General features: G+C 73.2%; 16 protein-coding genes. 14 read left to right on the top strand and 2 right to left on the bottom strand.

Annotated features, from left to right (window positions below; genetic code table 11):
• The first annotated feature begins 35 nt into the window (after positions 1 to 35).
• The 5 genes from ACI8AB_RS20170 to ACI8AB_RS20190 all read left to right on the top strand — a co-directional run bounded on the left by ACI8AB_RS20170 (position 36) and on the right by ACI8AB_RS20190 (position 5,859).
• The gene (locus ACI8AB_RS20170) at positions 36 to 668 is read left to right on the top strand and encodes a WecB/TagA/CpsF family glycosyltransferase (protein ID WP_456951583.1); all 633 of its coding nucleotides are present in this window, start codon (positions 36 to 38) and stop codon (positions 666 to 668) included.
• A complete protein-coding gene (locus tag ACI8AB_RS20175) occupies positions 665 to 1,657 on the top strand; it encodes a glycosyltransferase family 4 protein (RefSeq protein WP_387988496.1) in 993 nt (330 codons plus the stop codon). The genes ACI8AB_RS20170 and ACI8AB_RS20175 overlap by 4 nt, the downstream gene beginning before the upstream one ends.
• A 23-nt stretch (positions 1,658 to 1,680) precedes the next feature.
• Positions 1,681 to 2,715: a glycosyltransferase family 4 protein gene (locus tag ACI8AB_RS20180; RefSeq protein ID WP_456951584.1), complete on the top strand. Its 1,035-nt coding sequence runs from the start codon at positions 1,681 to 1,683 to the stop codon at positions 2,713 to 2,715.
• 280 nt (positions 2,716 to 2,995) lie between these two features.
• Positions 2,996 to 4,519, top strand: coding sequence for an O-antigen ligase family protein (locus tag ACI8AB_RS20185; protein WP_456951585.1), 1,524 nt, complete (start codon positions 2,996 to 2,998; stop codon positions 4,517 to 4,519).
• Between the two features lie 392 nt (positions 4,520 to 4,911).
• Positions 4,912 to 5,859, top strand: coding sequence for a hypothetical protein (locus ACI8AB_RS20190; RefSeq protein ID WP_387988493.1), 948 nt, complete (start codon positions 4,912 to 4,914; stop codon positions 5,857 to 5,859).
• A 357-nt stretch (positions 5,860 to 6,216) separates the two neighbouring features.
• Here the strand turns inward: ACI8AB_RS20190 and ACI8AB_RS20195 are convergent, their stop codons facing one another.
• Positions 6,217 to 7,299, bottom strand: a complete 1,083-nt coding sequence (locus tag ACI8AB_RS20195; RefSeq protein ID WP_456951586.1) for an LCP family protein — start codon at positions 7,297 to 7,299, stop codon at positions 6,217 to 6,219.
• A gap of 137 nt (positions 7,300 to 7,436) precedes the next feature.
• Here ACI8AB_RS20195 and ACI8AB_RS20200 point away from each other — a divergent pair, with 137 nt between their 5' ends.
• The 4 genes from ACI8AB_RS20200 to ACI8AB_RS20215 all read left to right on the top strand — a co-directional run bounded on the left by ACI8AB_RS20200 (position 7,437) and on the right by ACI8AB_RS20215 (position 11,656).
• Positions 7,437 to 7,604, top strand: a complete 168-nt coding sequence (locus ACI8AB_RS20200) for a hypothetical protein (protein ID WP_456951587.1) — start codon at positions 7,437 to 7,439, stop codon at positions 7,602 to 7,604.
• 553 nt (positions 7,605 to 8,157) lie between these two features.
• Entirely contained in the window at positions 8,158 to 9,696 is a 1,539-nt protein-coding gene (locus ACI8AB_RS20205) for a sugar transferase (protein ID WP_456951588.1), read from the top strand.
• Between the two features lie 122 nt (positions 9,697 to 9,818).
• Positions 9,819 to 10,814: a dTDP-glucose 4,6-dehydratase gene (rfbB, locus tag ACI8AB_RS20210; protein WP_456951589.1), complete on the top strand. Its 996-nt coding sequence runs from the start codon at positions 9,819 to 9,821 to the stop codon at positions 10,812 to 10,814.
• Positions 10,811 to 11,656, top strand: a complete 846-nt coding sequence (locus ACI8AB_RS20215; RefSeq protein WP_456951590.1) for an SDR family oxidoreductase — start codon at positions 10,811 to 10,813, stop codon at positions 11,654 to 11,656. The genes rfbB and ACI8AB_RS20215 overlap by 4 nt, the downstream gene beginning before the upstream one ends.
• On the opposite strand, the gene cysC is transcribed toward ACI8AB_RS20215, so the two are convergent.
• A complete protein-coding gene (gene cysC, locus ACI8AB_RS20220) occupies positions 11,637 to 12,674 on the bottom strand; it encodes an adenylyl-sulfate kinase (protein ID WP_456951591.1) in 1,038 nt (345 codons plus the stop codon). The two genes, ACI8AB_RS20215 and cysC, sit on opposite strands and share 20 nt — an antisense overlap.
• Before the next feature lie 133 nt (positions 12,675 to 12,807).
• Here cysC and ACI8AB_RS20225 point away from each other — a divergent pair, with 133 nt between their 5' ends.
• The 5 genes from ACI8AB_RS20225 (at position 12,808) to ACI8AB_RS20245 (ending at position 19,371) form a co-directional block, all read left to right on the top strand.
• Positions 12,808 to 14,127 (top strand): UDP-glucose dehydrogenase family protein, encoded by a 1,320-nt coding sequence (locus ACI8AB_RS20225; protein WP_456951592.1) that lies wholly within the window; start codon positions 12,808 to 12,810, stop codon positions 14,125 to 14,127.
• 60 nt (positions 14,128 to 14,187) lie between these two features.
• Positions 14,188 to 15,210: a UDP-glucose 4-epimerase GalE gene (gene galE, locus ACI8AB_RS20230; protein ID WP_456951593.1), complete on the top strand. Its 1,023-nt coding sequence runs from the start codon at positions 14,188 to 14,190 to the stop codon at positions 15,208 to 15,210.
• 43 nt (positions 15,211 to 15,253) lie between these two features.
• Positions 15,254 to 16,123, top strand: a complete 870-nt coding sequence (locus ACI8AB_RS20235) for a hypothetical protein (RefSeq protein ID WP_456951594.1) — start codon at positions 15,254 to 15,256, stop codon at positions 16,121 to 16,123.
• A 720-nt stretch (positions 16,124 to 16,843) separates the two neighbouring features.
• Positions 16,844 to 18,310 (top strand): hypothetical protein, encoded by a 1,467-nt coding sequence (locus ACI8AB_RS20240; protein ID WP_456951595.1) that lies wholly within the window; start codon positions 16,844 to 16,846, stop codon positions 18,308 to 18,310.
• Positions 18,311 to 18,501: 191 nt separating this feature from the next.
• Positions 18,502 to 19,371 carry a glycosyltransferase family 2 protein gene (locus tag ACI8AB_RS20245; protein WP_387988483.1) on the top strand — a complete coding sequence of 290 codons (870 nt, stop codon included), beginning with the start codon at positions 18,502 to 18,504 and terminating at the stop codon, positions 19,369 to 19,371.
• Positions 19,372 to 19,443: the final 72 nt, after the last annotated feature.

Raw genomic sequence — 19,443 nt, forward strand, 5'->3', positions numbered from 1 at the left:
TCATCGATCGACGAGCCACCGGACGAGTGCAGACCGTGAACCTGGAGCACCTGCACCTGGCCGGCACCAGTGAGGCCTTCCTGAGCGCCCTCCGGTCAGCGGACTGGTGGACGCCCGATGGCTGGCCTCTGGTACTCGCGGCCCATCGGAACGGCACGGAACGGGTCACGGGCAAGGACCTGTGCATCGGTCTGACGATCCCGGGCAGGGTGGCTCCGCTGAGATACGCCGTCCTCGGCTCGGATGAACGGACCTGTGAGGTCTTCAGAGCACGGACTGCGAAGGCGGGCCACGCCTGCGTGTGGTGCGAGCACGGAGATGCCGGATCGCTCGCAGTCGAGCGTGTGGTGCACGACCTGGGACAGGCGCGTGCGGACCTGGTTCTCGTCGCCCTCGGAGCAGCGAAGGGAGAGCCGTTGGCCGCAGATCTGGTGAGCCGGGGTTGTCCTGGGATCCTCATCGGGGTCGGCGGCGGCATCGGCATGTCCGTCGGGACCGCTCCGTCGGCTCCGCCTCTCGTGGAGCGCGCAGGGGTCGAGTGGGCCTTCCGTTTGCTCAGGGAGCCCACCCGGTTGTGGCGCCGCTACCTGGTGGGCTACCCGCAGGTCGTCGCCGCGGCCGTGGTGGTGGTGTTGCGGCGTGCGCTGGGGCGGCCGGTACCGACATGATCAACGTCTTCGTCGACGCCCGCAGCGCCTGCCTCGACCGGCTCACTGGCTGGGAGAGGTATGCGTCCTCGCTGCTTCGGGAACTGAAGGACGACAGCACCACCACGTGGAACCTGTGGCAGCCGACCAGAGGCACCGTGTCGAGCGCATCGGCCCGTGTCAAACAGGACCTCTGGGATGTGCCGCGCCGCTGCCGCTTCTCGGACGTCCTGTTCTTCCCGACGTATCCGCCGGCACGGGAGTACCCGGCTCCGACCTTGTGGACACTGCATGACCTGACGTGGCTGCGCCATCCCGAGTGGGCGAGCCCACTCGGCCGCACGTACTACCGTCGGCTTGCTGCCAGGCGGCTGAGCGGCTCGACGCACGTGGTCACCGTGAGCGACGCTGTTCGGGCCGAGCTGCTCGACGCAGGCCTGGCCACCGATCGCGTCACCCGCGTGTACCCGGGCCTGTCCTCCCACCTGGTCGAGCTGGGATCCGTGAGTCCACCTCCTCTGGATCGCCCGTTCGTGCTGTGTGTCGGCACGGCGGAGCCGCGGAAGAACCTCGGCACCCTGGCCCGGGCGTGGTCGACGTCGGATCTGAGGATCCGGTACGACCTGGTCCTGGTGGGCCGACTGGGGTGGGCCGAGCTCCCGGCGGGAATCAGGCACGTCGACCGGCCCGGTGACGAAGAACTGGCGCGGCTCTACCGGACCGCTTCCGCTCTGGTCCTGCCTTCCCTGTACGAGGGATTCGGATTACCGCTGGTGGAGGCTCTGCAGTTCGGTCTCCCTGTCGCGTGCAGTGACATCCCGGTGTTCCGAGAGGTGACCGACGGGCACGCGCACTTCTTCGACCCGCTGGACGAAGCCGACATGGTGAAGGCGATCGGCGCTGCCATCGGCGACGGGAGGCAGGCCCCGCCCCACGACGTCCTCGCCCGCTACCGCTGGCAGTCTGCCGCGGGGGAGCTGGGGGACCTCGTCGCGAGACTCTGCGGCTAGCTGGGGAACCGATGGACGTCGGAGTGGTCTACGCGACGGATTTCGGCCTGCTGAGCCCTGGCGGCATCGCACGATTCGTGGCGCGGATCGGCGCCCAAGCGCCTTCCGACCTGAGGATCACCTACTACCTGGCCGGCGAGCCGGCCGAGCTTCCTCGTGCCACGGACGGAGCGGTGATCGTCCACACAGCAGGAAGGCGGGGGCCGCTCAACGCGCGGTTCTCGGCAGGCCTGTGGAGTCGGCGTCAGGAACTGGCCCGTCACGACGTCGTGATCTGCCACCGCCCGGAGTACGTGCCCTGTCTCCCCCGTAAGGCGAAGACGGTTCTTGTTCTCCATGGCGGTAGCTGGAATGCCTGGCGCTTCGGCCGCAGACTCTTCGGCCTCGCCTACCACGTGGCGGAGATCCCTGGCTGCGCACTGAGCGATCTGGTCATCAGCGTCGATCCGGCGTCCCTGAGCCGAGCCGCCCGGTCGGTCACCCGGCGCCTGGTACCCACACGGGCTCCCGTGGACGACGTGTTCGCCCCCGGCCCCAAGTCGTCGAACGGGTGCCGCCGACTGCTCGTCGCAGCTCGTCTCGTCCCCGAGAAGCGCATCCCGATCCTGTTCGAAGTCGCCCACGACGTCGGTCTGCCGGTCACCGTCATGGGGGACGGCCCGGAACGCCGCCGTCTCGAACGTCTCGCCGCATCGCTCGAACTTGATACGACGTTCCTCGGTGCGGTCACTCCGTTGCAGATCCGGGACGAATACCTTCGCGGGGGGATCCTCGCGATGGCGACGAAAGCAGAGGGATACCCGTTGGCGGTGGCCGAGGCTCTGTCGGTGGGGGTACCCGCCGTCGGGCTGCACGGACCTGGCCTGACCCAGCTGCAGCCGTACGGGCTCTCCCTCTTCCGGTCCCCGCGCGACCTCTCCGCCGGCGTCCGAGCACTGCTGTCCACGAGCGATCTGGACGGCCGGGCGGAGCGGGCCGCCCGGGCATGGCAGGACCACCGGGCTGAGGTGGTCGCGGAGTCCTTCTGGGAGCACGTCACGGCCCTGGTGGAGCTGTGAGCCCGACTCGGGGGCGCGGGGGAACGGCGAACGGATCAGGTCGTTCTCGGCGCGCGGGCGGGCGCGACCGAGGTGGCCCGTCCGGGCCGGCGCGCGGCGACGGATCGCATCAGGCGGAACGGGACCGCTTCCCCGTGCTCGTCCGTGGCGGTGCCCGTCCCGGCTCGTTCTTCGGAGGTCCGCGACCGCGGCTCGGCGGGAGTGATCGCCGCACTCCTCCGACCGGCGCTGACGACTCCCCTCGTCGGGGCCCGGGAGTGACGGCGGAGGGCGCAGCTCGATGACTCTCAATCCGTTCCACGGGACACGGCCGTCACGACTGGACCTCCGGTGGCGTCCCGACCCGTCGATCCGCGGTCCTGCATCCCTGACCCGGCTGAGGCTGGCCGGAGTCGTCATCCTCACCGCGGCGGTCCTGTCGTCAGTCGCCGTGGTGACAGCCCAGTGGCCTCTCGCCCTGGGGGTCGCGGGAACCGTGCTCGTTCTCGCTTACCGGCCCGTGCGCATCAAGATCGACCGGACGTGCTTGCCGCTGGTCATGGTGGGGTCGTCTGCCCTGCTGCCTCTGCTGATCATCGGAGGGCTTCCCGCGGACAACTACGTCGCGGCACTGGCGGTGCCTCTCGCCGCGGTCCTCCTCCCGCGCTCGGTGTCGAGCGAGGGGGTGGCCACTTTCGGCGTTGGGACGGCTCTGCTGGCTCTCTCGTCGATCGTCTCGTCGGCGTTGCACAGGGGACAGTCCGCGGATTCGTCCATCCGTTTCGTCTCCTACGCCGTCTTGCTGGCGGTGATCGTCCGACTCGGCGATGCGGATCGCGACCGTGTAACGAGGGGCGCCGTCCTGGTGGGCGTGGTCCTCGCGGGCAGCATCTACGCCTCCGACGCGGGGCTGCTGAACCTCCCCGCGTACAGCGACACGGAATCCGAAGGGGAACGCTACGGCGGTCTGATCGGTCACCCGAACTTCGCCGCGTACTTCCTGAGTCTGTGCATCCTCTACCTGCTGGCGCGCAGAGACCTCCCGACGCTGCACCGGTTCGGGGGGCTCGCGGTTCTCGGTGGCGCTCTCCTCATCACAGGCAGCCGAGGGGCCATCACCTGGCTGGTGGTGGCGATCGTCCTGCTGTTCCCCTACTGGCGACGCCGAGCGCTGGCCATGGGCGCTGTCGTCGCGGCCGTGCTGGTGACTTTCGGTGCGGTTGTGTTCGAGCGGTTCGCCTTCATCGAGAACAGCGGGGGACTGGCAGGGCAGAACTCGGCCGGCTGGCGGCTCGGCCAGTGGGACCGCGCGCTCGCCCTGCAGCCCTCCTTCTCCCTGTGGGGAGTGGGCTGGCGTGAGGCGGTGAACTACCTGCCTGGCCACCTCGAGGTCCACAACGGTTACCTGCAGATCTGGGTCGAACTCGGCGCCGTCGGGGTGCTCGGCGCGCTGGTGGTCATCGGGGCCGTGATCGCCGCCGGCCTTCGACGAGGTCTCCCTGGGATCGCGCTGACCGTGTTCGTGCTGGGAGCAGGCCTGACCGACCCGGTTCTGTTCTACCCGCCGACGGGATACCTGCTCATCGTCTTCCTGTGGTCCCTCCGGCGGCGCGGCCCCCAGCAGGGCATCGGGACCGCGCCCGGCAGCGCAGCTCTGCATAGGGGTGGGATGAGCTCGCCAGCCCAGCGACTCGACCGCGAGTCCAGGGGGGTCTCCGCCCGATGGGGGTCGGGGACGGGGGCCCCAGTTGAGCACCGGGGCCGTCGGCTGCGATCGGCGGCGAAGCCCGGGGGATCTGGTGGCCCGGACCTCGAGGTCCGCTGAGCCGAGGGGTTGTGGCGACCCGAGGCCGTGAGGGCTGGAGCATCACCACTCCGGAGGTCACCATGGATCCTCGAACGGCCTGGAGGAGGAGGGGTGGAACTCTCAGGAGCCTCGCAAGGCAACCGGTCGACGTCTGGGCACCAACCCGTGTCGGCGGTCTAGCGGGAATGGTTGACGGAGCGGCATCACCCGCACGTGAGCCGTACGGCCGGAGGACTGCCGAAGGCGACGCGCCAACCGTCGTGACAGCCCGGTGGTGGCCGCCCTTGCGCCGAGAGGACCAGTTCGTCACGCCCGATCCAGCGAAGGGCCGAGTGCCGCCATCGGCACCCGGCGGGGGAGACCTCCGGCGCCCGCGCCGCCGGCGTCGTCGTGGATTCGTCCGGACGGCGATGTGTGCGTTCCTCGTGGTCCTCCTCTGCGAGCTGATGGCCCTCTGCCAGGCCCAGGTCCTGCAGCCGGGACAAGTCCGGACCGTCGACCGGCAGCCCTTCAGCAGCGATTCCGTCTGGAACACCGGGATCGGTTCCGGTGCGGTCTTCCAGGACGCGGACGAGCCTATGACCCGCAACCTGATCGACGGGTCCCCCAGCGCCACCATCAACGCCGCCTTCTACTCGGTGGCGGTGAACATCGCCTCGCCGACGGATCCGATCGGAACCGTGAGCACGCCGGCAGGGGACTTCCACCACCGGATCCCGACCACCACGAGCATCGCGGCCGGAACGGACGGCCACATGGTGGTCCTCGACGGCAGATGGGCGTTCGAGTACTGGCGGGCAGAGCGCCGCTCGGAGACTCAGTACACCGCCTCGTACGGGGGTCGTGTCGACCTGCTCGGACCCGGCGTTGGCGGTGGTACACGGGCCAGCGGCTTCAGCGTTCTGGGGGGGTTGATCCGCTGCCAGGAGATCCGTGACGAACACATCCCGCACGCACTCGTCATGGCGCTGACCACCGAGCAGTTGCGAACGGGATGGGTGTGGCCCGCCGAGTCGGAGGACAGCGGCGGGGCGTCGACCTATCGCGGCCTGATACCCATGGGGTCCATGGTCGGTATCCCGCCGTCCGTCGACCTGGGATCGTTGGGCCTGTCGGCCGACGGGCTTGCTCTTGCCAAGGCGCTGCAGGACTACGGCGCCTATGTCGGGGAGCGCTCAGCCCAAGACGTCCTCTACGCAGAGCCGGAGTGCGAGGGGGCGGCCCTCGACCGCATGAGGAGCGACTTCCGGTCGACCATCCGGCCCCTGCTGCGGATCATCACCAACAGCAGTGCCGACACGGTCGCCGGCGGTGGAACCCGCCGGGTGAACGCGCCGCCGCCCGTGGTCCCGGGGTGAGCGCCGGGGGCGTGGAGTACCGGTCGTCGGCCTTCGACGCCATGATGCTGTGGAGGCCGCCTGAGCCGTCCTCCGACTCTCCGGCGCCTGGTGAGCCGGAGCGGACGGGGACATCCGGACAGGGCGCCAGGCCACGGCACGCCGCAGCAGCATTCGTGAGGTCGTCGCGCCGCACACCGCGGTCGCCGTGAGGCGGGCCCGTGCAGTGACGCGCGAACGCGGACGCAGAGGTGTTCGGGACACATGGGATCCGGGTGCCCGGGATGGCAGGTGGGAGGTCTCAACTGTCCGCCATCGCACCTTGGGCCCTCCGGTGAACAGGACCGCCGCGGGGTGGGGAGCGGTGTCTCGGCCGCGTCAGCGGGGGACGTCCGGCAGGATCTGGGTTTGGAACTCGTCAGCGTTTTGCGACAGCGAGTCGTTGCGCAAGTACGCCCACATGCGCTCGCCGGTGACCTCGTCGAGGTAGACGACGCTGGCCGAGCCCTCCGTCCCCGTACCGAGCACCGGAGCGGTGAAGGAGTCGACGTTCTCCGGCCGCAGGTCGCGCAAGGAGTAGGCGAGGGACAGCAGGTCACCGTTGCCGAGGGAGTCATCGACGCTGACGGCGTTGGTCACCGCCAGTAGTGCGGCGTCGAGCCGGCCCGGATCGGTGAAGGTGTCGGACGTGAACAGCTGGGAGAACATCGCCTCGAGGTACTGCTGCTGCCGGCGCACCCGGTCGAAGTCGCCGCCGTTCAGCCCGTAGCGCTGCCCCAGGTACCAGCGGGCCTGGTCGCCGTGGAGGTGGTTCACGCCGGCGGTGAAGGTGTACGGCCCCCAGCTGGTGGTCTCGGCCACGACGACGTCGACGCCGCCCAGCGCGTCGGTGACCTCGACGATCCCCTCGAAGTCGATGGCCACGTAGTGGTCGATCCGGACCTCGGTCAGCTGCTCCACCGTCTGGATCAGCAGCGACGGCCCGCCGAAGGCGTACGCAGCGTTGATCTTGTTCATCCCATGGCCGGGGACGTCCACCCACGAGTCGCGTGGGATCGAGATGAGCTGCGCGTGCTGCCGGTCGCCGGAGAAGCGGGCGACCATGATCGCGTCCGAGCGGCCGCCCTCGGCGATGCCCGCACCCGCTGTGGCCCTCGTGTCGCTCCCGACCAGCAGGAAGGTGACCGGCTCAGCGGCAGCCTTCTCGATCGGGGTCGCAGGGGCCGGTCGAGCCTCCTCGTCGAGGTCGGCGAAGACGTCGCCGACGCGGTCGATGTTCCCGGCGTAGCGGTCGGTGAGGTACCAGAGGCCACCCCCGACCAGCACGACGAGGACGGTGACGAGCACGCCGACCGCGACGAGGAAGCGCCGCAGCCGCCGCCGCCGGCGGGGAGGGCGCTCCTCGGTGGTGGGCTCGTCGGCGACGAGCGTGGACCCCGACCGTTCCTGGTCGTCGCTCACAGTGACCCCCGTGGCTGTCGTTGCCACGAGGCTAGGTGCCGATCAGCACATCCGGCTGCCCGTCCCACTCTCGAGGGTGGGACGGCGCGACGCTCGGTGACGCTCCAACGAGCGTCCGGGTGCGGCAGCATGGGCGGATGTCCGCGCCGCAGTGCCCCGTCCGTCCGGGTGAGTGGCGTCCCGACGTCCCGGCGGCGGCGCAGCGGCGCCACCTCTGGCACCGCTTCCGCTGGGTCGGGGAGGACTCCTTCAGCGGCGTCAGCCTCTACGCCTGCCGCTGCGGTCGGGTCCGGCCCGGCCTCTGAGGATCCTCGGACGCCCGGTCAGCCGTCGTCCGACCGGGCGGTGGCGCCGGGGTCGCTCAGAGCCTCGTCGGACCGGCAGCGGCGCGGAGGTCGGCCTCGAGGTCGGCCAGACGGAGTCGAGCTCCCGGCGCAGGTCCCTGCCTCCAGGCAGCTGCCGGCGGTCCGCCGGCCGGACGACCTACTTCAGCCCGAGGGCGACGGCGATCGCCACGGCCGGCCAGATCAGCGCAACGAGAGGACGGCGGTCAACCCTCCTTGGTGCGGGGACGCGGGGGTCTGACCGGCCAGGCCACGCGGGCAGATGCTGCCGAAAGGTCCGGGCGCCGGTGTCGCCGGCCCGATCGCTGCCACAGCGATCCCACGACCACCGTGTGACCCGTCGGCTGCTCGACTGGTCGCGCTCGCGACGCACGGTCACCGCTGTCCGCAGGTCTCCCCCCGCGGGGTGGAAATGGCCCGTGCGACCCGGGTCCGCCTCCGTCTGGCCTTCCGTCCCGGCTACCGGGTGCCGACGCTGCGCGTGCACCTGACTACGACAGACGAGGGAGACAGCGTGACCGCCAGCACCACCGTGCCGCCGGCGCCGGGCGACGATGCGCCGCGGCCGGTGCGGACCCTGTCGCTGACCGGCGTCGAGGAGCGCGTCCCCGGACCGCTGCTCGACCGTCCCGTCTACGACCCGTTCTCCGCGCGGCGCCGCCGGACGCCCGAGTGGCTGGTGTACTACACGGTCGCGCTGGTCGCCGGTGACCTGCTCGCGGTCGCCGCGGGCCTGGCGCTCGCAGTCCCGCTCCCGTCCGGTGCCGCCCCCGCCTCCGCGGCCGGCCCCGTCCTGCTCGGCCTGGGGTGGCTCGTCCTGCTCGCCGGCGCCGGCACCTACGCCGAGCGCCGCCTCGGCACCGGCGACGACGAGTACCGCCGCGTCCTCACCGCGGGCCTGCTGGCGACGACCGCGCTCGGCGCCGCTGCCGCGCTGCTGCCGTCGACCTCGCTCGACCGGCTCCTGCTCGTGGCGGCGCCCACCACCGTGCTCGCCACGCTGCTGGGCCGGCTGCTCAACCGGCGGCGGCTGCACTCGGCGCGCCGCCGCGGCCTCATGACCAAGCGGGTCGTCGTCCTCGGCCGCGACGTCGCCGTGGCCGACCTGGTCCGCCGGCTGCGGCGGGACGCGACCGCCGGCCTGCGGGTCGTCGGCGCCTGCGTGCCGCGGCCGGAGGAGGCCCTCGCCGTCCGGGCAGAGGGGGTCCCGGTGATCGGCACCCTGGCCGGTGCCGTGCGCGCCGTCGACGACGCCCGCGCGGACGCCGTCGTGGTGGCCTCGGCCAGCGAGACCGCGGGGGAGTACCTGCGCGACCTGACCTGGCGCCTCGAGGGGACCAACGTCGAGGTCCTCGTCGGCCCGGGACTGGTGGAGGTCGCCTCCAACCGGCTGCAGGTCCGGCCGACGTCGACCGTCCCGCTCATCCAGGTGCAGGAACCGGAGTTCCGCGGCGGCCGCCGGCTGGCCAAGTCCCTGGTCGACCGCGCCGTCGCAGGCGTGCTCCTGGTCGTGTTCGCGCCGTTCCTCGTCGCCATCGCGGTCGCCGTCCGCGCCACCAGCCGCGGCCCGGCTCTCTACCGGCACCGGCGCATCGGCAAGCGCGGCCGGGAGTTCGACCTGCTCAAGTTCCGCAGCATGGTCGTCGACGCCGACTCGCGCATCGAGGCCCTGCTGGTGCTCAACGAGGGCAACGACGTGCAGTTCAAGATGCGCCAGGACCCGCGGGTCACCTGCGTCGGCGGCTTCCTGCGGTCGTTCTCGCTGGACGAGCTGCCGCAGTTGGTCAACGTGCTCAAGGGCGACATGTCCCTGGTCGGGCCGCGCCCGCACGTGACCCGCGAGGTCGAGCAGTACGGCGCCGACATGCACCGCCGGTTGCTGGTCAAGCCCGGCATCACCGGCCTGTGGCAGGTCAGCGGCCGCTCGGACCTCACGTGGGACGAGTCGGTGGAGCTCGACGTCCGGTACGTGGAGAACTGGTCCTTCGGCCTGGACCTGGCCATCCTCTGGCGCACCGTCCGCGCGGTCCTGCGCCGCTCCGGCGCCTACTGACGTCCGCTCCTCCCTGCGGGGGTGCGGGACGGGCCGCGCGACCCCGGACGCCCGACCGCGGGGGAGGATGACCCCGGCCGTCCTGGAGGCGGCCGCGACCCCGCCCCGGAGGAGGACCACCCGTGCGTCTGCTCGTGACCGGTGGCGCCGGCTTCATCGGCGCCAACTTCGTCCACCAGACCGTCGAGCGCTTCCCGCAGTACGACGTCACCGTCCTCGACGCCCTCACCTACGCGGGCAACGAGGCCTCGCTGGCCGGGGTGAAGGACGCGATCGGCTTCGTGCACGGGTCGATCACCGACGCCGCGCTCGTCGACGACCTGGTCCGCGACAGCGACGCCGTCGTCCACTTCGCCGCCGAGAGCCACAACGACAACTCGCTGGCCGACCCGGCGCCGTTCCTGCAGACCAACGTGGTCGGCACGTACACGCTGCTCGAGGCGGTGCGCCGGCACGGCGTCCGGTTCCACCACGTCTCCACCGACGAGGTCTACGGCGACCTCGAGCTCGACGACCCGGCGAAGTTCACCCCCGAGACGCCGTACAACCCGTCGAGCCCCTACTCGTCGACGAAGGCGGCCTCCGACCTGCTGGTGCGCGCGTGGGTGCGCTCCTACGGCGTGCAGGCGACGATCTCCAACTGCTCGAACAACTACGGGCCCTACCAGCACGTCGAGAAGTTCATCCCGCGGCAGATCACCAACGTGCTCGCCGGCCGCCGGCCGCGGCTCTACGGCGCCGGCCACAACGTGCGCGACTGGATCCACGTCGACGACCACAACGCCGCCGTCCACGAGATCCTGGAGCGCGGCCGGATCGGCCACACCTACCTCATCGGCGCCGACGGCGAGGTGGACAACCGCACCGTCCTCGCCACGATCCTCGAGCTGATGGGCCAGCCGGCCGACGCCTTCGACTCGGTTCCCGACCGGGCCGGGCACGACCTGCGCTACGCCATCGACGCCACCGAGCTGCGCGAGGAGCTGGGCTGGCGGCCGCGCTACACCGACTTCCGCGACGGACTGGCCGCGACGATCCAGTGGTACCGGGACAACGAGGACTGGTGGGGTCCGCAGAAGGAGCGCGTGGAGGCGGCCTACGCCGCCCGCGGCCAGTGACGACGGTCGTCCTCGGCGCCGGTGGGCAGGTCGGCCGGGCACTGACCCGCCGGTTCCCCGGGGCGGTCGCGCTGACCCGGGCCGGCCTCGACGTCAGCGATCCCGCGGCCGTCGCGGAGCACGACTGGTCCGGCGTCGACGTGGTCGTCAACGCCGCCGCCTGGACCGCCGTCGACGCCGCGGAGGACCCGGCGAACCTCGCCGCCGTGCGGGCGGTCAACGTCGACGGCGTCAGCGCCCTGGCGGAGGCGGCTCACAGTCACGGGTTCCTGCTCGTGCACTTCTCCACCGAGTACGTCTTCGACGGCGGGCACCCGGGGCCGATCCCGGAGGACGCGCCGGTGCACCCGTTGAGCGTCTACGGGCGGAGCAAGGCCGACGGCGACGCGCTGGTCACCGCGCTCGACCGGCACCTGCTGCTGCGCACCACCTGGGTGGTGGGGGAGGGGCCGAACTTCGTGCGGACGATGGCCGGCCTCGCCGACCGGGGCATCAGCCCGTCCGTCGTCGCCGACCAGATCGGCCGGCCCACGCTCGCCGACGACCTCGCCGACGCCGTCGCGCACCTCGTCGACCGCGGGGCGACGGGCACCTACAACGTCACCTGCGGGGGCCAGCCGGCGTCGTGGGCCGATGTGGCAGAGGTCGTGTTCGCCGCCCGCGGCCGTGACCCGCACGACGTCCGGCGGGTGAGCACCGCCGAGTACACGGCCGACCAGCCCGGCCTCGCGCCGCGGCCGCTCAACAGCGTGCTGGACCTGACCCGGCTGGAGGCGACCGGCTTCCGGCCACGCGACTGGCGCACCGCCGTCGGGTCCTACCTCAAGAGCCTGGACGGCTGAGCACCGCAGCGAGCACCTGCCGGGCGCACTCGTCGACGTCGCGCCCGGCGGTGTCCACGGTCACCTCGGCGTCGGTCGGCGTCTCGTAGGGGTCGCTGATGCCGCTGAAGGCAGGGATCTCCCCGCGCCGCGCCCGGGCGTACAGGCCCTTGCGGTCGCGCGCCTCGCAGTCGGCCAGCGACGTCGCCACGTGCACGAGGACGAAGCTGCCCGGCCCGGCCTGCGCCTCGACCTCGCGCCGGACGTCCGCCCGCACCTCCGCGTACGGCGCGATCGGCGCGCAGACGGCGATCCCGCCGTGCTTGGCGATCTGTGCGGCCACCCAGCCGATCCGCCGGACGTTGGTGTCCCGGTCGGCCTTGGAGAACCCGAGCCCGGCGGACAGGTGGTGCCGCACCTCGTCGCCGTCCAGCAGCGTCACGGTGCGCCCGGCCTCGATGAACAGCTCCACCAGCCGCGCGGCGATCGTCGACTTCCCGGCCCCGGACAGGCCGGTGCAGAACACCACCGTGCCGCCCGTGCGCGCCGTCCCCGACCACGGGCGGCTGCCGAGGAGCGAGGCGCCGTGGGCGGCAGCGAGCTCCTCCGGCCCGGCCTCCGGCGCGTCCGGGCTGACCGGCACCGGCACCACGATCACGTCCCGACCGCCCTCGCAGACGGCCGCCCAGGCGGCAGCGGCGGACGACAGCGCCGCGGAGTCGGGGGGCAGGCCGGCCGCAGGCAACAGCGCGAGCAGCCGCTGCGGCAGCTCCGCGACGTCGTCCGGCGGCGGGCCCACCCAGGCCACGGTGTCGGTCCAGCCCTCGTCGTGCAGCCGCTCGACCACCGCGGACGGCGGCTCCCAGCGCGGCACCTCGACGACGGTCAGGTCGCCGTCGGCCGCCGTCGCGACCAGCACGCCCTGCGCGTCCTCGTACTCCTCGGCGGGCGGCAGGTCGGGGCGCGGGGCGAGGCCCGCGCGATAGCGGGCCACCGCGGCGACCTGGGCGTCGTCGAGGCGGGCGCGGGCGTCGGGCATGGCGTCATCCTGCCCGGGTGTGGAACCAGCGGCGACGGTCACCTGATGGGCCGACGTGCCGCCATCGCTGGGCACCCGGCGGGTTGACGTGGTGCACTCCGGTGTCGAAGTGTCGGCACACGGGGAGGAAGCAGTGCGGATCGCGGTCATCGGCTGCGGCTACCTGGGCGCGGTCCACGCGGCCTCGATGGCCGAGATCGGTCACGAGGTGGTCGGCATCGACGTCGACGAGCGCAAGGTGGCGGCGCTCCGCGACGCCCGGGCGCCGTTCTACGAGCCCGGTTTCGAGGACCTGCTGCAGCGCACGCTGGGGACCGGTCGGCTGTCGTTCTCGACCGACATGGCTGACGCCACCGGCGCCCAGGTGCACTTCCTCTGCGTCGGGACCCCGCAGAAGCACGGTGAGTACGGGGCCGACCTGCGCTATGTCGACGCCGCCGTCGAGTCCCTGCTCGAGGTCCTGCAGCCCGGCGAACTGCTGGCGGGCAAGTCGACCGTCCCGGTCGGGACCGCCGCACGCCTCGCCGAGCTGGTCGACGGGAAGGTGCCCGGCGCCCTCGTCGCCTGGAACCCGGAGTTCCTCCGTGAGGGGTTCGCGGTGGAGGACACCTTGCACCCCGACCGGCTGGTCTACGGCCTGCCCGCCGACGGCTACGGCGAGGCCGCCGAGCGGCTGCTCGACGAGGTCTACGCGCCGATCGTCGCCCGCGGGACGCCGAAGGTGACCACCGACTACGCCACCGCCGAGATGGTGAAGACCGCGGCCAACAGCTTCCTGGCCACGAAGATCAGCTTCATCAACGCGATGGCCGAACTCTGTGAGGCCACCGGCGCGGACGTGAAGCTGCTGGCCGATGCGATCGGTTACGACGACCGGATCGGGCGCAAGTTCCTCAACGCCGGTCTCGGCTTCGGCGGTGGCTGCCTGCCCAAGGACATCCGGGCGTTCATGGCCCGCGCCGGCGAGCTCGGCGCCGACCAGGCCCTGACGTTCCTGCGCGAGGTCGACAACATCAACATGCGCCGCCGCATCCGCATGGTCGAGCTGGCGCGTGAGGTCCTCGACGGGTCGCTGCTCGGCAAGAAGGTGGCCGTGCTGGGCGCGGCGTTCAAGCCCGACAGCGACGACATCCGCGACTCCCCGGCGCTCAACGTGGCTCAGCAGCTGCAGCTGCAAGGTGCCGTCGTCCGGGTCACCGACCCGGCGGCGATCGAGAACAGCCGGCGCGAGTGGCCGCACCTGGACTACACGAGCACCCCGGAGGAGGCCGCGGCCGGTGCCGACGCGGTGCTGGTGCTCACCGAGTGGCGCCAGTACCGCGAGCTCGACCCGGTCGCCTTCGGGGAGGTCGTGGCGAGCAGGCGGGTGCTCGACGGCCGCAACGCCCTCGACCGCGAGGCGTGGACCGCCGCCGGCTGGACCTATCGAGCCCTGGGCCGTCGCGCCGGCTGAGGAAGGACCCTCGCGCTCGCAGCGGTCCCCAGGACGGGGGCCGACCGTTAGCCTTCGCCGATGACCTGGCTGGTGACCGGCGGGGCCGGCTACATCGGCGCCCACGTGGTCCTCGCCATGCGTGCGGCGGGGGAGCAGGTGGTCGTCCTCGACGACCTCTCCACCGGCGGTGCCCACCGCGTCCCCGGCGTCCCCCTCGTCGTCGGCAGCGTCCTCGACGGGCCGCTCGTCGCCCGCACGATGCAGGAGCACGGCGTCACCGGCGTCGTGCACGTGGCGGCCAAGAAGCAGGTCGAGGAGTCCGTCCGCCGCCCGCTGCACTACTACCGCGAGAACGTCGAGGGCCTGCGCGTGCTGCTCGAGGAGGCGACCGGCGCCGGCATCGACCGGTTCCTCTTCTCCTCGAGCGCCGCCGTCTACGGCATGCCCGACGTCGACCTCGTCGGCGAGGACACCGACTGCCGCCCGGTGAACCCCTACGGGGCGACGAAGCTGGTCGGCGAGCGGATGGTCGCCGACGTCGCGGCCGCCACCGGCCTCCGCTACGCGAGCCTGCGCTACTTCAACGTCGCCGGCACGGCGGCGCCCGCGCTCACCGACCGCGGTGTCTCCAACCTGGTCCCGATGGTCTTCCAGCGGCTCCAGGACGGGCAGCCCCCGCTCGTCTTCGGCGACACGCACGACACCCCGGACGGCACCTGCATCCGCGACTTCGTGCACGTCGCCGACATCGCCACCGCCCACGTGGCCGCCGCCCGCGGCCTCGCCGAGGGCCGGGTGACCGCGCTGACGGCCAACGTCGGCCGTGGCGAGGGCGTCTCGGTCCGGGAGATGGTGGGGGTCATCCGCGAGGTCACCGGCACGGCGGGGGAGGCGTGGTCCGAGCCGGTCGTCGTCCCGCCGCGCGCCGGTGACCCGGCCCGGGTGGTCGCCTCGGCCGACCGGATCCGGGCGGCACTGGGCTGGACGGCGCGGCACGACGTCCGGGACATGGTCTCCTCGGCCTGGGAGGGCTGGACGAGCATCCGCGACGTCTCATCCGTCCGGGTGAGCGCACCCGTCCCACCCGCCCCCGTGGTGTGACCGGACTGTCACGTCCGGGCGCGGACCTGCCGATGTCACGCACGTGTGGACGTGGATCGTCGGCGGGCTCGCCGCGTGGGTGGTCGTCGCCGTCGCGCTCGGCGTCGTCCTGGGCCGGGGCATCCGGCTGGCCGACCGCCGCTCGCCGGGCACCGGGGTCGGGGAGCCGCTGACCACCGCGGCGCTCGGCGGCTCCCCGACCGCCGCGCGGGCCGCCGTCCGCCCGGCCCGCCGGCGCGTGCCGCTGCCGCCGGTCGGGGTCGGCCTGGCCGCCCTCGCCGTGGCGCTCGAGGCGGTCGGCTACGCGCTGCGCCTGCAGGGCACGACCGGCCAGGTGTCCCGGGTGCTGTCCATGGACGCCCCGTACTCGCTGCCGCGCATGTACGTGGCCGCCCTCTTCGCCGCCGCCTCCCTCGCCGCGGTCGCGGGAGCGGCGCGCAACCCCGGCCGCCGCACCTGGTGGCTGGCCGTCGGCGCGGTGGCCGGCGGGATCGCGGTGGTCAAGGCCGGCAGCACCGTGCACGTCACCGGCATGCAGGCGCTGTCCTCGGTCGTCTCGCCGGTGGGCGCCGTCGTCGTGAGCGTGCTGCTCGCCGGGGCGGTCCTCGCCGTCCTCGCGTTCATCAGCCGCGCCGAGCGCCGCGACCGGCGCCGCGTGCTGACCACCCTCGGCCTGTACGCCGTCGCCTCGGTGGGGCTGTCCGCCGTCTCCGGATGGGTCGGCGCCCAGTGGTCCGCCATGGCGACGTTCGTCGAGGAGTCCGGCGAGGCGCTGTCCGCCGTCGCCGTGCTGGTCGCGGTGCTCGTCGGTGTCGCGCCGCGGCTGGTGCTGCCGGCGGCCTGGCTGCGCCGCCGCGACGACGCGCTGTCGCTCGAGGCGCCCGCCCAGCGGGTGCCCGCCCCGCAGGACTGAGACCCGGAGCTCGGCCCCCTGGGCGGCCGGGCGAGCACCGGGCGCCTGACGACCGGCCCGTGGGGGAGGACCGGGAGCTCCACCCGGTCGGCGACGTCGGCGTGACGCAGCGTGCACCCGACGGCTCCTGGCCACGCCGGCTGCGCGAGCCCGCGCATCAGCGGGTTGCGCAGGGCGTTCGCCGCCGTACCATCTGGGCTCACCAGGACGCCACTGCTGCGGGGGGCGTCGGAAGGGCGCGCGGTGCATGCTCCGGGTGAGGGACCACTGCCGAGTCCGCGCGGCCTGCCCCCGGACGACGCCGGGTCCGTGACGCGGCGTCACCTGCGTGCCGTCGAGGAGCCGCCAGCCCCGACGGGCCTGCCCTGCACCTGCGGTCACGGGCGGACGGCACACGAGCACCACCGCCGGGGCAGCGACTGCGCGCTCTGCGACTGCCGTACCTACCGGCGGCGTCACCGGTGGTTCCGCCGCGGTAGAGCCTGAGCGTTCCCTCTCCCGGGTGAACCTGCGGCGCATGCCGGGCGGATGACCCACTCCCCAGGAGAGGGAGACCGCTACGGAGAGTGAGACACGCCTGGTGGGTCGGAAGGCCGTCGCCCGATCCGATGGACGCCGGACGATCTGCCGGGGAAGGTCGCCTCCGGGGTGTCCGCGGGCCCGGTGCTCGCTGCCCCTGCCACGTCGCGACCGGCGCGCTGTGGCCGCGAGGAGGGCAGCGTGCTGGCGAACGGACACTCCGCGGGAGCGTTCGGCTCCGTCGCGGTGCCCGTTCCGGACGTGGCCGACCGTCGCACGCGCCGCCCGCTCCTCGTCCGCGTCCTCGTGCTCCTCGTGTTCCTCGTGGGCGCCACGGTGGTCCTCGGGGTCCTGGCCGGAGCCGCACGCGCTGACGAGGGGCTGTCCGCCGACCACACCCACCGTGGAGCGGACGGGTACGCCGGCTCCTGGGAGGACCACGGCGAGGCGGAGGACGACGGCGAGACGGAGGACACCGGCACCGGTCCTGCCGAGCAGCCGGTCGAGACGCCGCCCGTCACCGCGCCCCCGCCTGCCGAGACCGCGGCCCCGCCCGTCCCGGTGACGCCGCCCGAGCCGGCCACCCCGGTCCCGCCCGTCGAGCCGCCCGCTCCGGTCGAGTCGGCGCAGCCGCCGGCGTCACAGCCGTCCCCGGCTCCTGTCTCGCCGCCAGTGCCGGCGACGCCGGGCGCGGATGCCGGGACGCCGGCCACCGGTACGCCGGCCTCGCCCGGTACGGGCACGCCGGCCACGGACGCGTCGACCCCGACGACCGGCACCCCGACCACCGCCACGCCGACGACCGGCACCCCGACCACCGGCACGACGACCACCGGCACCCCGACCACCGGCACCCCGACCACCGGCACGACGACGACCGGCACCCCGACCACCGGCACGCCGACCACCGGCACGCCGACCACCGGCACGCCGACCACCGGCACCGCGACCACCGGCACGCCGACCACCGGCACCGCGACCACCGGCACGCCGACCACCGGCACCGCGACCACCGGCACCGCGACCACCGGCACCGGTGCGCAGCCCGCGACCGCGCCGGCCGAGGACGGGCAGGCGACGAGCGGGACCACGGAGCCCGAGGCCGCCGGTCCCGAGGCCGGTCCCGAGGCCGAGGCCGTGGAGGAGGCCGCTCCCGCGGACAAGGCGGTCACGCACGCCGTCATGCACCCGGCCTGTGACGCCGGCGAGCGTGTCGTGACGCCGGAGACGGCTGAGTCCGTCCCTGCTCGCAGCGACGACGACGGCGGCAGCCGGAGTGCGATGGCGTCCGAGCAGAGCGCGCGCGACGCCGCGGAGAAGACCTCCCACGCGGGCGGCACGGCTGTGAGTCCTCCGGTGCCCACCCTCGAGGCGACCCCCGCGCCCGCGTCCGCACTCCCGGCCGAGGCTCCCCTCAGTCCTCCTCCGCCGCCCGTGCCGGCTCCGCTGCCGCCCCCGGTGCCCCTCGCGCCCACCGGCTCCTGCGGCACGGGGACCGCCGGCAGCTACGTCCCGGGTGGCGGGCAGCACGGTGGGTCCGCGCAGGACCTCGCCGTCCTCGGCGGGACTCTCCCGGCCCCCTCCCCGTCGGCGGCGGGTCTCCCGCACGGTTCCGACGTCGACCCGGTCTCCCCCCGCGCCGACGACCCTGGCTCGTCTCCCGACTGAGGCACGCGCGGCAGGTCGCCCGACCCGCCGCTCCTGTGGTCGAGCTCCGGCGCCAGCCGGCACCACACCTCGGCCCGCCTCCTCCCGCGCCCTGTGCGCACCGCCTCGCGGACCCGTCGTGGTCCCCGGCGTCCCGGACGAGGTCGCGGCCCAGTGCCCAGAGACAGCCCACCAGCCACGAGAGCCGAGACATGACAGAGACCCAGAGCCACACGGACGTCCGCATCCCGACGCAGGCCCGCATCCACCACGTCCCCGTCCGCACCGCCGTGCCGCGGGTGAGCGTCGTCATCCCGACCTACAACGAGGCGCGGAACCTCCCGCACGTCTTCTCGCGCCTCCCCGCCGGCCTGCACGAGGTGATCGTCGTCGACGGGCACAGCGTCGACGACACGATCGAGGTGGCCCGGGCGCTCCGGCCCGACGTCCGGATCGTCCGGCAGAACCGCCACGGCAAGGGCAACGCGATGGCGTGCGGCTTCGCGGCCGTCACGGGCGACATCGTCGTCATGCTCGACGCCGACGGTTCGGCCGACGGGCAGGAGATCGAGCGTTTCGTCGCCGCGCTCACCGCCGGCGCGGACTTCGCCAAGGGCACCCGCTTCGCCGGCGACGGCGGCAGCTCGGACATCACCCGGACGCGGGCCTGGGGCAACCGGTGGCTCAACCGCGCCGCGAACGTCCTGTTCGGCACGCGCTACACCGACCTCTGCTACGGCTACAACGCGTTCTGGACGCACTGCCTCTCGTCCCTCGACCTGGACCCCGGCACGGAGCACGGTGACGTCAAGCTGTGGGGGGACGGCTTCGAGATCGAGACGATCATCAACACCCGCATGGCCAAGGCCGGTATGCAGATCACCGAGGTGCCCAGCTACGAGCACCCGCGACTGCACGGGACCAGCAACCTCAACACCTGGCGGGACGGCTTCCGGGTGCTGCGCGCGCTGGCCGTCGAGCGGTGCAACGGCAAGGGCCGCCGCGTCCCGGTGGCGCCCATCGCGCTGCCGGCGCAGCGCCTGAGCGAGGCCGGGTCGCGCGGAGCTGAGCAGACGGCGTGACCGTGCCCCCGGCGACGGGGGCGAGCCCAGGTCGTCCGGAGGCCCCGCGCGCTGCGGGTGGGGGGGGGTGGG

Source organism: Geodermatophilus sp. SYSU D00698, assembly GCF_054050335.1.